The 14,734-nt window shown below is 37.4% G+C and carries 6 protein-coding genes and 2 pseudogenes (1 of these 8 cut by a window edge); 7 read left to right on the forward strand and 1 reads right to left on the reverse strand.

Annotated features, from left to right (window positions below; genetic code table 11):
* Window positions 1-2: 2 nt before the first annotated feature.
* Both NSS94_RS04330 and NSS94_RS04335 read left to right on the forward strand, forming a co-directional pair.
* On the forward strand, window positions 3-8,414 hold the full coding sequence (locus NSS94_RS04330; RefSeq protein ID WP_341038739.1) for an amino acid adenylation domain-containing protein: 8,412 nt from the start codon (window positions 3-5) through the stop codon (window positions 8,412-8,414).
* An 83-nt stretch (window positions 8,415-8,497) separates the two neighbouring features.
* Entirely contained in the window at window positions 8,498-10,282 is a 1,785-nt protein-coding gene (locus NSS94_RS04335) for a M3 family oligoendopeptidase (protein ID WP_341038741.1), read from the forward strand.
* Window positions 10,283-10,390: 108 nt separating this feature from the next.
* Here NSS94_RS04335 and NSS94_RS04340 read toward each other — a convergent pair.
* Window positions 10,391-10,525 (reverse strand): annotated as a pseudogene (locus NSS94_RS04340) (IS30 family transposase); the annotation flags it as partial.
* 43 nt (window positions 10,526-10,568) lie between these two features.
* On the opposite strand from NSS94_RS04340, the pseudogene NSS94_RS04345 reads away from it, so the two are divergent.
* The 5 genes and pseudogenes from NSS94_RS04345 to NSS94_RS04365 form a co-directional block, all read left to right on the forward strand.
* Window positions 10,569-11,185, forward strand: a pseudogene (locus NSS94_RS04345) (Type 1 glutamine amidotransferase-like domain-containing protein).
* 652 nt (window positions 11,186-11,837) lie between these two features.
* Entirely contained in the window at window positions 11,838-12,308 is a 471-nt protein-coding gene (locus NSS94_RS04350) for a MarR family winged helix-turn-helix transcriptional regulator (protein ID WP_341038743.1), read from the forward strand.
* A gap of 19 nt (window positions 12,309-12,327) precedes the next feature.
* Window positions 12,328-13,266: an NADP-dependent oxidoreductase gene (locus tag NSS94_RS04355; RefSeq protein WP_341038746.1), complete on the forward strand. Its 939-nt coding sequence runs from the start codon at window positions 12,328-12,330 to the stop codon at window positions 13,264-13,266.
* 40 nt (window positions 13,267-13,306) lie between these two features.
* Window positions 13,307-13,696: a nuclear transport factor 2 family protein gene (locus NSS94_RS04360; protein WP_220027006.1), complete on the forward strand. Its 390-nt coding sequence runs from the start codon at window positions 13,307-13,309 to the stop codon at window positions 13,694-13,696.
* A gap of 222 nt (window positions 13,697-13,918) precedes the next feature.
* A protein-coding gene (locus tag NSS94_RS04365) for an NCS2 family permease (protein ID WP_165150799.1) crosses the window boundary here: on the forward strand, window positions 13,919-14,734 show its 5' portion. It continues 555 nt past the right edge of the window; the window shows 816 of its 1,371 coding nt (coding positions 1-816); its start codon is at window positions 13,919-13,921; its stop codon lies beyond the right edge, outside the window.

Genomic DNA, 14,734 nt, shown 5'->3' on the forward strand with positions numbered 1-14,734 from the left:
TAATGAATACAAACATAAATCTTATGTTAACAGGTAAGCACTTTATAGAACAACGGGAGTATTGGACAGATAAGCTATCCGTTGAGAGTGAGCAAAGTAATCTTTTTCCCTATATGAAGCCATTCGTAAGTGGAGAAAAAGTGCATACAATTCATTCGATCCATCTCGACCAAGAGCTCAGTTTTGGTCTGTTTAAAATGTGTAATAATAATGATTTATCCCTTTACGCAATGCTGATGACCGGCTTAAACAGCTTAATTTACAAATACACTGGAAATACGGATATTAATATCGTATCACCTGTATATCAACAATTTTGTACAGAAGATACCCTCAACGAATACGTAGTTATTAAGGCAAGCCTGAATTCATTAACAACATACAGAGATTTAGTGATACAACTAGGTACAACATTAGAGGAGGCATATGAGAATCAGGATTACCCCATGGAAGATATTTTGTCTAGGATAAATGCTTTAGGAGCCCAAGATAAAAGTTATTATTTAAACCTTGGCTGTGAATTAAGAAATATACATGGAGACAAGCAAAATCTGTCTCAGTGTAATGTGATTTTTTCTTTTGAGAGAAAGGAAAAAGAAATTATCATTAACCTTAAGTATAATCATCTGCTGTATGATACGTATTTAATCATTGATCTTTTGGATAAATATGAAAGTATATTACAAGTGCTTAAACTGGATATAAATCAAATAATTAGCAAAACTGAACTTCTCACCACAAACGAGAGAAATAGATTAGTATATGAATTCAATGATACCGCAAGTAACTTTTCGTTAAATCAAACGATTCCTGAAATTTTTGAAATAAAGGCTTCGATGAACGGAGAGCAAAGCGCAATTGTTGCAGAAGATACTGAAAAGTTTGAATTATGGCCCAGTCTAGGAGAGTATCCGATTTACGATGAAATGCTTTATCAAGCGATGACAAATGATAGAGTAAGAAATGAAAAGTATAAGAAGGCTATTGAGAATTCTGTAAAAGACAAAGTTGTAGTGGATATAGGAACAGGTGCGGATGCTGTACTTGCGCTGATGTGCATCGACGCGGGAGCTAAGAAAGTATATGCCATAGAAATTATGGAGGAAAGTTACTTAAAGGCAAAGAAGTTGATTTCCAGATTAGGTCTGCAGGACAAGATAATATTACTTCATGGGGATTCAACAAAAATTGATCTGCCTGAGAAGGTTGACATTTGCGTTTCCGAAATTATAGGAATGATTGGTGGTTCAGAAGGTGCTGAAGTCGTTCTTCAAGATGCCCGAAAATTTCTAAATGATAGTGGAAAAATGATTCCTAGTCGATGTGTATCGAAAATAGCCGTAGTTTCTCTACCGAACGATTTCGAAGAAAAAATGGGTTTCTCTGAATTAAGCACTAAATATATTGAATATTTATTCAACCAAGGTAATGCTAGATTTGATTTTCGGGTATGCATAGATAACCTCTCCAGAAAACATCTAGTATCTAATGAAGATATTTTTGAAGACCTGCACTTTGGCTCTACTTCGAGTGAGTATGAACAAAAGATAGTGCTTACTATTAATAAGGATTCCAAAATTCAAGGTTTTCTAATTTGGGTTAACTTACATGTTCAAGATAATATTGAGATTAATGTAATGGATAGTAGAACGAATTGGCTTCCAGTATTTGTCCCTGCTTTCTATGAAGGGATAGATGTCAAAAAAGGGGATCAGATTTTTGCAAACTGCATTAGAACTGTTAGTGGAAATAAAATAAATCCTGATTATAAAATAAATGGTAGTTTAGTATCAACAAGTGGCAAAGTAACAGAATTTAGCTACGAGTTACCTTACTTTGAACAGAGCTATCAAAAAAATACGTTCTACAAAATGCTGTTTTCCAATGATAATGTCAAACAAATAAGCAAAAAGAGTTTGAATAAAACGATCAGTTATGCTGATCTTAATAAGCGTGCCAATCAAATTGCTCATTATCTAAGAAACCAAGGGATTAAAATCCAGGATATGGTAGGGATTATTGGGAGTTCATCTATAGAAATTTGCGCAGCAATTTTAGGGGTATTGAAAGTTGGCGCAGCATATGTTCCTTTGGATTCTAATCATCCCATAGAGCGTATAAACTACATTTTGAAACATAGTAATACCAAGGTACTTCTAAAGCATAATACGGATACTGATTGCTATCATTTTTCGGGACGTGTTATTCCCCTCGATAGTCAAGAAATAGGAGCTTGTGGAGAAAATAATCTTGAGAAATTCAATCATTCCACAGACTTGGCTTATATGATTTACACAACTGGTACAACTGGTGATCCAAAGGGGGTAATGATAGAGCACAGAAGTGTAGTTAATATTTCGGAATGGTTCAACCGCGAATATCAACTTCAAAATCATAGAAATGTTCTACAAATTACAAACATAGCTTTTGATGTATCTGTTGAGGAAATCCTAGCCACACTATTGAATGGTGCAACATTGTATATACCGGATAAACTGGTTAGCACGACCCGAATGATTGAATATTTGCGAAATAACGAAATTAATTTAGCACAGTTTGTACCGGCTACCTTGAAGGAATTCTTACTTGAAGGTGAAAAGTTGGACTGTTTACGAACTGTAATTTGTGGTGGCGAGAAGCTTGATGAAACATTGAAAAATCAGATTCTGCAGAAAGGATATTCCTTATATAACCATTATGGACCAACTGAATGTACCATTGATGCTATAGTTGCGAAGTGTGATATAGAGAAATCTGAGATAGGTAAACCTATAGCGAATATGCGAGCATACGTAGTAAATGAAAGCGGGGAGCTGCTTCCTTTAGGAGTAATAGGTGAATTGTATATCGCTGGTGAGGGTTTGGCTAGAGGTTACTATAACGACGAAGTATTAACCGGACAAAAATTTATCTATAGTGATCTGGATCAGTCTGGAAGATTGTATAAAACAGGTGATTTAGTGCGCTGGAGTGATAGAGGTACGATTGAATATATTGGTCGTAAAGACAATCAAGTTAAACTTAGAGGATTCAGAATTGAAATCGAAGAAATTGAAAGTGTATTTTCCTGTATACCAGGAATGAAACAAGTTGCTGTTACTTTAAAAGAGGTTGCGGGTGAAAACTGTCTGTGCGGCTATTATGTAACCGATCAGTTCTTGAATTTAGAAGAGATCAAAACACTGCTTGCTCAGAAACTTCCGGCGTATATGATACCTACCTTTATCATGCAAATAAACGCTATCCCTTTGAATGCGAATGGAAAAATAGATAGAGATGCTCTGCCAGATCCGGAGGACTATAAAACAGAAAATCTTTACATTGCTCCTGCAAATGAAGTTGAACAAAGATTGGCTGGTTTATGGAGTGAAATTTTAGGAATCAGCAAAATAAGCACAAATGACAATTTTTTTGAAATTGGTGGACATTCCTTAAAGTCAACGAATTTAATTTCGAAAATTTATAAAGAGTTTAATGTTGAAGTACAGCTCAGAGAGATATTCGAATTTAATACCATTCAGATGCTGGCACAATATATTGCAAAGTTGCAAAAGGTTCAGTATGTTGGAATCCAACCCACGGAAATAAGTGAGAATTACCCCTTATCTTCAGCACAAAAGCGGTTGTTTTTACTAGATCAGTTCGAAAATATTAACACGAGTTACAATATGCTTCATACAGTGATAATTGAAGGAAATCTGAACAAAGAAAAGCTGGAATTTTCCTTTAATGAACTTATTCATAGACATGAGCCATTGAGAACCTCTTTTGAGTTCATAAATGGTCAAGCTATACAAAAGATACATCCAAAAGTTGATTTCGTATTGATACAAAGCAAGGCACAAGAGGATAGATTACCTGCAATCATTAATGAATTTATTCATAAATTCGATTTGAATAAAGCTCCACTATTTAGAGCGAAGTTAATTGAATTGGAAGATAACAAACATGCGCTTATGTTGGATATGCACCATATCATTTCTGACGGAACCTCTATGGGGATTTTTATCAGGGATCTAATAGAGATCTATCGGTCAAACCCCTTACCACAGCTCCAAATTCAATATAAAGATTTCGCACAATGGCAAAATAGTTTTCTGAAGACGGGTGCTTTGGAAGACCAGAAGAATTATTGGGTAAATCAATTATCTGGAGAAATCCCCATTATTAATTTGGAATTAGATTATAAGAGAGGTCAAACAGTAAATTTTGACGGAGATATTTTTGAATTTGAGCTAAATGGTGATATGACCGACAAAATTAGATATGCCTTAAAAGAAACCAAAACCACGTTATATATGTACTTACTGGCTGTCTACAATACTTTGTTGTATAAATATACTTCACAGGAAGATATTCTTGTTGGTTCTGCAATTGCCGGAAGAAAAAGCACTCAGCTAGATGATTTGATCGGTATGTTTGTTAATACGTTGGTTATGAGAAATTTCCCTAAAGGAGATAAGACATTTGAAAATTTCTTGACCGAAATAAAAGAAACAGCAATCAAAGCTTTCGAAAACCAAGATTATCAGTTCGAAGAATTGGTAGAAGATTTGGATATCGCTAGAGACATGAATCGTAATCCGTTGTTTGATGTAGCCTTCACCGTACAAAATACGTATCAGTCTGTTATAGATATGGACGATTTAGGCATTTCATTTAGAGAGTATAAATCCCAAGCTAGAACATCTAAATTCGATCTGACACTGTTTGTGATGGAAGAATCCGAGAAAATCAAGTGTATTTTTGAATATAATACCAAACTCTTTAAAAAGAGCACTATTGAGCGAATGGTACGTCACTATGTAATGATTATTGACTTAGTGCTGAAGGATATTCAGATTAAATTGGATAATATCAGTCTTTTAACCATGGAAGAACAGCATATACAGTTGTATTCTTTCAATGATACACAGACAGGGTATCCTTCCTCAAAGCCCATTCATCAATTATTTGAAGAACAAGTTGGAAGAACGCCTGATCGGATTGCAGTTGTTTATAATGATGTGCAGCTTTCATATAAAAAACTGAATGCAGAAGCTAATAAGTTAGCAAATTTTTTAACACAAACTGAAAGGGTTAAAGTTGGCTCATTGATTGGTATCTTAATGGAGAAATCCGAACATACACTAATTGCTATCATGGGGATTCTTAAGGCTGGTGGGGCCTATGTACCCATTAATCCCGAGTATCCAAAGGAACGCATCAAAACAATAATTACAGATTCGGAAGCGAAAATTATTATTTCTTCTAGGAAGCACATTAAGTTATTGAATGAATTGCAGTGGGAATGCCCGCACTTTAAAACATATTTATGTATGGATAGTAACAATGTTTATCAGGAGCAAGAGGACAATAATATCTTGAGTAATGAAGAGCTATGGAAGTTCGTTGGTGATAAAGCTACTGATGAAATTAGTGGTGGAGGTTGGGGCAACAGTTACACCGGCGAGGATTTAAGCAAAGAGGATATGGATGAATACGGCGATAATATATTAAAGAAATTGCTACCCCATCTGAATAAAAATACAAAAGTTCTTGAGATTGGGTGTGCTTCGGGAATTAGCATGTTCAGGATTGCCCCACATGTAGGTCTTTATTACGGAACCGATTTATCGGAGGTTATCATTGAGAAAGATAAAAAGCGGATACTTAGAGAAAATATTCCCAATATTAAATTAGATACATTGCCAGCAGATAAAATAGATACAATAGCTGAAAATGGATTTGATATTGTTATTCTTAACAGTGTCATTCAGACCTTTAGCGGATACAGTTATTTGCGTGAAGTAATAGAAAAAATCATTGGACTAATGTCGGAGAAAGGCATTATTTTCTTTGGTGACATTATGGATTATGGTTTAAAGGATGAATTGATTGCTTCGCTTAAGGAATTTAAAGCAAATAATAAAAATATGAATTATAGAACAAAAACAGATTGGTCTTCGGAATTGTTTCTATCAAGAGAATTTATTCTCGACTTGAGATGTGATTTCTCATCTATTAAAAAGGTTGATTTCTCTGATAAAATCTATACTCTTGAAAATGAACTCACCAAATTCAGATATGATGCGATGCTTCATATTGAAAAGGATCAAGAGTTAAAAAGTATTGAGAAGTATAAAAATCAATACGGTAAAGAAGTGTATGAACATTTAGATGACAAGGACATCAACGTTGCATGCGATGGTAAACAAATATGTTGTGTGGTTTATACCTCTGGATCTACGGGTAAACCCAAAGGCACCTTGATTTCTCATCTTAATATAACAAGAATTATTAAGGACACTAACTACATCGATATAACTAGTGAGGATACAGTATTGCAACTGGCCAATCTATCGTTTGATGCTTCACTTTTTGAGATTAATGGAGCTTTATTAAATGGCGGAAAGCTAATTATGGTTAACAAAGAAACTTCTTTAGATGTCCATAAAATCGGAAGTATTATTCATGATAATAAAATCAGTGTTATGCTTTTAACTACCGCCTACTTCAATATGCTTGTTGACACGAAATTGGAATGCTTATCTAATGCAAGAAAAATATTGTTTGGAGGAGAACGAGTTTCAGTTCCACACGTCAAAAAAGCTTTGCGATTCCTTGGTGGTGATAAACTGATTCATATGTATGGACCGAGTGAGAGTACCACTTTCACAACATATTATCCCATAAATAGGGTAGAGGACGAAGAAATCACAATTCCAATCGGAAAGCCTGTATCTAATACTTCAGTCTATGTGCTTCATGAAGATCGTTTACAGCCCCTTGGATTGCCGGGTGAACTTTGTATCTCTGGTGACGGGATCGTCGGTGGATATTTAAACAATCCTAAGCTTACTACTGAGAAATTCGTAAGTAATCCTTTTTTATCACATGGGTTGATGTACAAAACCGGAGATTTAGTTAGATGGTTGCCCGATGGTAATCTACAGTTTATTGGTAGATTGGATAACCAGGTGAAAATAAGAGGCTTTAGAATTGAACTGGGTGAGATTGAAAATGTTTTATTGAAACATGAAATGATACGTGAAGCAATTGTTATGGATATTGAAGCTGAGGACAATGATAGATTCCTCAGCGGGTACTATGTTGCAGAGAACGACATTACCCAAACAGAGCTTCAAGAATATCTGGCTACTAAGTTACCAGATTATATGCTGCCTAGGTATTATTACAGGGTTGATAAACTTCCAATTAATATAAATGGAAAAATTGACAAAAACAAATTGAAAATGATAGGCGTCAAAACAGGAGTGGCTTATGATTTGCCTGAGAGTGATACAGAAGAAAAGATGCTTGGTATCTGGAAAGACGTTCTTAATATCGAACAAATTGGTGTGAATCAGCGTTTCTTCGATATAGGGGGACACTCTTTGAAGGCCGCCTATGTAGTGACAAAAATATTTGAAGTATTTAATGTTAATCTTCCATTGAGTGAGATCTTTAAAAATTTGTCAGTTAGAGAAATAGGGGTACAAATTGATCGATTAATTGAGCTTAAAGGCTGCACAAATTCTGGTAGTGTGGATTATATGACCCTTCTGAAACAGGGGAATGATAAACAAAAGAATCTCTTTTTTATTCATACAGCAACCAACTCAAGCGAATGTTATGCAAAATTAAGCGTATATTTACATGATGATTTTAATTGCTGGGGTGTTCATTTCAACAACCATGATTTATATTGCAAGCAAGATATTGATATCAAAAATCTGGCACAAGAGTACTTAAATCGAATTAGAAAAATCCAGCCAATGGGTCCGTATTATATAGTAGGATGGTGTATTGCTGGAATTATAGCTTATGAAATCGCCAAACAATTAGAGGACGCAGGTGAGAAAGTAGATATATTGGGGCTTATTGACTCTCCGACCTCAAGAAATAAGCAATATAAATTTATCATTAATAAAAAACACAAAAGAAATGATAAAAATAAAGAGTTTAAAATGTTCGAATTCGTTATGAAAGGGATTGATCTAGGGAACCTTGAAAAAATAAAAAATGAGGATAGTATTTGGGATGCGTTTGTGAAGAATATAGACGATTATCCAATAAATGAAGAAGAAAAAGAGATAATTTTTAAAAACATATGTTTATTTGAACCGCAATGTAAAAGCTTATTGAGTGGCTATAAGATGATGACTGTACCAACAATCATTCTTGTTTTTAACACCATTAGAACCTTGGTTGACGCAATATATAATAATTATTCATTACAGGGTAAACTCCAAGCTGATATTGCTTACTTTGTGGCGCTGAAGGGTCCATGTAAAGATAAGGATATATGGAAGAATTACTCAAACGATAAAATATCTTATCAGGGGGTGGATTGTGATCATTTCTCAATGTTCGACGGAGAAGCAGGTCAGCAGTTAAGCGGTCTATTAAATAATGTGTTAATAAAGAAATAGGAAAGTTCTAATCAGAAGTTATTAAAAACTGGATGGCGCTTGTTTTTTATCCATAACAAATGAGGTGATCATTTGATTAAATCGTGGAATCTAGAAGTTTATATAGCTCATTTGACAGTGATGAGTTTAAAAGAGATATGGAATTGCTTAACGAGCATACAGAATCATTGAGCCGATGGGTATTCGGTTCAGTGGAAACGAATTCCAATCAAGAACAATTGCAGTGGATTATCGAAGAGTATCTACAGACACATAATGCTTATAAAGGTGTATATATTTGTTTATATTCTTATGCTGAATTAGTATCAAACATCGACGGCTCCAACACCGTGGCCTTAACAATCCTGGATGAGATCGCTGAGAGGGACTCTGAAATAGCCGAGAGCGTTGCTAGTTTTGCAAAATGGTTTGGAAATATATTTCATTCCGATGAAATTATAGCGAATTCAGCTTATCTTATGAAGCACGAATATTATCTCAAAAAGCTTTTGCAAAATACGAACTATATGCAAAATGAAGAGATTGAGAAGGCAGTTTACAAAATGCAAAGCACTGGTTCCAAAGCGTGGCAGCGATTATATATGGAATTAATTAATCACACCTATGCTAATATTGGAAGTCCAGATGAAGAGAAGAAGGTGCTCTTTTCCGAATTAAAAAACATGGCATATGATGCAGATCAAGCTGTCAGAAAAGCTGCTTATCAGGCAGAGATGGAATTATGTCATAGGATGTCTACCACTTTTGCGGCATGTATTAACGGAATTAGTGGCGAAGCCATTACGTTCTCAGAATTAAGGGGTTACCAAAATCCTTTGGAGAAGGTGCTTGTTAAATCAAGGATGGATGTCGAGACATTGAACGCTTTGTTAGAAGCTATAAAAGAGAACTTGGATGTCTTTCATGAATATTTCGGAATGAAAGCACGGCTTTTAGGTCACAGGGCAGGTCTTCCTTATTACGATATTTTTGCACCTATTGATCATGAGAATAAAAAAATATCCTTTTTAGAAGCCCGTGATCTAATTATTTCAGCTTTTAGTAGCTTTGACCAAGAGCTTTCCGATTTTGCCAAGAAAGTGTTCGACAGCCAGTGGATTGATGCAGAACCACGCGAGGGTAAAGCGGGTTACGGGATGTGCGTTGATATTTTTTCGATCCATGAGAGCCGGATTATGACCACGTTTGCCGGTAATTATGAAGATGTTATTGTATTGGCACATGAAATTGGACATGCCTATCAAAGTTCATGTCTGGGAGACCAGACCATGCTTAATACGGACTATCCAGTTCCTATTGCAGAGACAGCTTCTATATTCTGCGAAATCATTATGAATAATAACCTGGTTGAGCTGCTGCCTGCTGAGGATTCGATCCATGTTGCGGAAAAAAGAATTGCGGATTCCGCTTATTATATTGTGGAGATGTATGCGAGGTATTTGTTTGAAATAAGACTTTACGAGCGCAGAAAGCATGGAGCGCTATCCGTCGAACAGTTGAATGAACTGATGATGGAAGCTTTAAAAGAAGCATACGGAGATAATATAGATATTGCGAGTCTGAATCCTTATATGTGGGGAAGCAAACTGGGCTACTTTATGTCCGGTAATGAGTTTTGCAATTTCCCTTATACCTTTGGCGTACTATTTTCTAAGGGTCTTTACTCGGAATATCTTCAGAAAAAAGAAGGGTTCGCAGCACTTTATAAGGGATTTTTAGGTATATCAAGTACTAATGATATTGTAGATCTCTCCAAAATATTAAATATAGATGTTCATTTAGTTGAATTTTGGAGAAATGCGTTGAATCTAATAAAAAAGGATGTCGAACTCCTGTCTTTATACAAAGGATTGGAAAGACAAAATTAATATTTATGACGGATTGTCAAGCCAAGTGCGACAGTTCTTCTTGTGCGATCGGGCATCACAGTGGCGGTGTATAAACGTGTCTTGCGTTCCAGAGACGTGGCTACGCAGGCCTTCCTGCCGAAGGCGCTCCGTGATTTGCTTAGGAGACCAAGTCGCCTGAAGTTTCTCTTCGATAGATGCTGCGAATTCCGGTGTCCACTTTCCGATGGGAACCGAGGTATTGCGACGATAAGCATAATTCTTCAAGTCCAGTCTTATTAAACGCTATTCTAAGGAGAATAAAGAGATGAAAAAATTATTTCTGTCATCCTCATTTAAGGATGTTGCACCATGCTTAGTCCATTTTGCTGGTGAACACTTAGAAGGAAAAATAATCACCTTCATCCCAACCGCAAGTATCCCAGAAACAGTTAAGTTTTATGTCAATTCAGGAAAAAAACATTAGAAAATTTAGGATTAGTGGTGGATGAACTCGAAATCAGCACAGCAGCATCAAATGAAATAGAGAGTAAACTTAGAGAGAATGACTATATTTACATTACCGGAGGCAACACATTTTATTTACTCCAAGAATTAAGAAGAACCGGCGCAGACAAAATTATTGCTGATGAAGTTAGTGCGGGCAAGTTATATATAGGCGAATCGGCAGGTTCGATGATTCTATCGCCGAATATCGAATATGCCCGACTTATGGACAATGTAGAGGAGGCTCCTGCTTTGGATTCCTTTGTTGCGCTCGGGATTATTGATTTCTATCCAGTTCCTCACCATACGAATATTCCGTTTAAAAAGGCGGCCGAGAGCATCATTGAGGAATATGACAGCCAATTAAATTTATATCCAATCAGCAACGCGGAAGTTATTTTGGTTGAAAGTGACAGTATAAAGGTCGTGAATGCATAACTTCATTAAAAAAGACAGCTTTTTAGAGGGATATCCACGATTCACGATATTACCTCCATACGATCCTCTTCCCAGTTACAGCCGATTCCTCAATGCGATCCAGTAGCTGATGCAGCTTTAAGGCATGGTTGAAATCGGGAGCAGGCGGGTGCGCTATTAGGACCATGACTCTGTGTCCTGCTCGAATCGTACACCAGTTTTTCGAGTGTTAGATTTCCGAATTGCGTCTATCATCATATATTGTCTGAGGGCTGCCTGTACCTCACGTATTTAGAGAAAATGTATCAGGACATGCAATTGACCATGGCGAGGCGGTGGAGGTCGGCGGGTTTGATACGATGGTGTAATTTTCTTTGATGGGAACGGGAATCACCCTCATGTCCAAAAAGCTGACGCGGCAATTTAAAGTAACCTCCTATTTACCCGCTCCCCCAACCTTCGGCTACATGGATACATATTTAATAACCCGGCCAAATCACGAAATGACAGCGATTGAACATAAATTTATCGAAATTAATAGTACCGTTCAATAAGTGGAATTTTAGAATGCTCAGGCTATTTGTTTAAATTGAGCATTTTTTATGGTTGTAGGATTTCAATACATATAGACTTGTCTCAGGACTTGTTTGTTTTTAGTGAGGGTGTATAATACTTGATGTATCAATTGATAGGTCAAGTATTAGGAGGATGGTTTGTCATCGAACATTGCTCTGAAAAAAGTCAGTTGTTTTATCGCATGCATCTTTTGTGTAAAGAAATGAATAACGCTTTTGAAGCACAGTTAAAAACCAGTTTTACCAAGGTTGAAATTTTGTATCATATTGACCATCGTCAGGAACTAAGCCAGCTAGAGCTCCAACATCTGCTCGTTCTGGATGGTGCAGCAGTGACTCGACATCTACGAAGGCTGGAAGAGGAAGGTCTGATTTTACGTAGTAAAAAAGAGCAGGATAAGCGTGTGACCTATATACGTTTGACCGAATTAGGGGTTCAAGAGCTGCAAGTTTTGTCAGAGCAAAGACAAGCCTTCCAGGAAAAGCTGCTATGTAAGTTTACAGATGAGGAAATTGTGGCTTTGACAGATGTACTACAGCGTATGTCTAACAATGTGAAGAATATATAAATGTGAGGAGGAAATGAATATGAAAGCCATCGTTATAGATCAGTATGGAAGCAAGGATGAATTGAAAGAAAGAGAAGTGCCTACTCCTACACCACTGGCTCATCAGGTTGTAGTCAAAGTGGCGGCTACCTCCATCAACCCAATTGACTGGAAGTTGCGTGAAGGTTACTTAAAACAAATGATGGATTGGGAGTTCCCGATTATTTTAGGCTGGGATGTAGCCGGCACTATTTCGGAAGTAGGCAGCGAGGTCACCGATTGGAAAGTGGGAGATGAAGTGTTTGCACGCCCGGACACCACACGGTTCGGTACTTATGCCGAGTATACCTTGGTGGATGATCACCTGTTGGCGCGTAAACCTGCCTCAATTTCTTGGGAGGAAGCCGCTTCTGTACCTTTGGCGGGGTTGACTGCTTGGCAGGCGCTTTTTACACATGGTCAACTGACCAAAGGGGAAAAAGTATTAATCCACGCAGGTGCAGGTGGCGTAGGCATGTTTGCTATCCAGTTTGCCAAACAAGCCGGAGCCTATGTCATTACTACAGCCAGTGAGCGTAATCATGAATTGCTTGCTTCATTGGGAGCCGACCAAATCATTGACTATCACACAACTCGTTTTGAGGAAGTTTTATCTGATGTGGACGTGGTGTTCGATACGATGGGCGGGGATGTTCAGAAGAATAGCTTTAAGGTAATGAAAAGGGGCACTGGACGGATCATATCCATTGTGAGCAATTTTGACGAAGAGCTGGTAAAGGAGTACAACGTAACGGTCAAAAATATATGGCTGGAGCCCAACGGACAGCAACTGCAGGAAATTGCCGACCTGTTGGAGCAAAAGAAAGTAAGATCGGTAGTGGGAGCGACGTTTCCTTTTTCGCAAAAAGGCTTATATGATGCACACGCTTTAAGCGAAACCCACCATGCTGTTGGAAAAATTGCAATAACCTTCTCATAAGGATGAATACACATATACAGCACGAATGGAATTGCGCACGATGAAGATTTTAGAAGATTATTTTCACTACTATGATTTAGCAAAAGATGACGAGAAGAGTAGAGAGCGATTAATTAGCCTTTTTTCTGAGAAGATTGAGTTTGTATTGAATGGTGATCGAAAACAAGGTATGAACAGTTGGAAAAGCTTCTTGAATATGTTCTTTGAGGGATCGCTCGAAATCAAGCATATGTATGAAGGTTGGAAACCTGTACCCAGAGAACCTGATACCTATCAAACCAAATGGGCAGTGTGTGGTAAAAAAGCAACAGGCGAAGTTTATACACTTACTGGAGTGGACAAGGCCCGGCTGGATGCGGAAGGTAAGATCGTTTATCTGGAGAATATCCCAGACACAGCGAATGCATTTGATAAGTACAAAAACATCTGATTCCCTTAAATGATAACCCGTTAGCTGCATAATAGCTTGCGGGTTTTATATTTTCCGAACAATACATATATGTTTAATTTGTAACATTCGCTTTTTCTGTTGACAAGCAGTAGGTGAGAGCCTAAAATAACGAATGTAATAATATAGCGCATTGAATGCGAATATTACTTCAAACGAACGACAACAATACGAGTATGCTTTGCGTAGGAGGAATTACGACTCATGGAGCGTTTCTTTAAATTAAAGGAACATGGCACGAACGTCCGCACAGAAATTATAGCGGGGATTACTACTTTTATGACCATGGCTTATATTTTGGTGGTCAACAATACCTTTTTAGGTCCGACTGGAGCAGGTATGCCCAGTGAAGCTGTCTTTTTTGCGACGGCCGTAGGTGCAGGTTTGGTTACCATCCTGATGGGGTTATTCGTTAATGTGCCGATCGGCATGGCGCCGGGTATGGGCTTGAATGCTTATTTTATGACTGTAGTCCTGAGTTCTAATGGCATGATTACTTGGCAAGCGGCACTTGGCGCTGTATTTATATCCGGTATCGTCTTTCTGATTTTAACCGTGACACGAGTAAGACAGATGCTGCTTGTTGCGGTTCCGGAAAATTTAAAGACAGCTATTACAGTGGGTATCGGCTTGTTTATTACGATTGTCGGCTTCAAGCTTTGTAATCTGGTTATGGTGAGTATCGTTCCAGGGACAGATGTTGGTCAACCGGTTCCGGGTCATGCTTTTAATTTAATTTTGGGAAGTCTGGTACATCAAAAGGATGCACTGCTGGCCCTAATCGGATTGCTTATTATCGCAGTACTGATGGTCGTTCGGGTTAAAGGTGCATTGCTGATTGGGATCGTAGCTACTACATTAATCGGTATTCCGATGGGAGTAACGAATCTGAGTAGCTTGACAACAGGCAACTGGATTCCTGATTTCAGTAATTTGGCTGTAGGCCAGTTAGACTTGAAAGCAGCTTTGCATATTGGTCTGTTTGATATCATTTTCATTTTCACATTTGTAGAGTTGTTT

It is taken from the genome of Paenibacillus sp. FSL L8-0644 (assembly GCF_038008165.1).
Taxonomy (GTDB): domain Bacteria; phylum Bacillota; class Bacilli; order Paenibacillales; family Paenibacillaceae; genus Paenibacillus; species Paenibacillus polymyxa_D.

Bases quoted from the DNA above. Each gene is read 5' to 3' on its own strand.
- NSS94_RS04330 (WP_341038739.1), top strand. From the start codon at position 3: ATGAATACAAACATAAATCTTATGTTAACAGGTAAGCACTTTATAGAA.
- NSS94_RS04355 (WP_341038746.1), top strand. From the start codon at position 12,328: ATGAAAGCCATCGTTATAGATCAGTATGGAAGCAAGGATGAATTGAAA.
- NSS94_RS04360 (WP_220027006.1), top strand. From the start codon at position 13,307: ATGAAGATTTTAGAAGATTATTTTCACTACTATGATTTAGCAAAAGAT.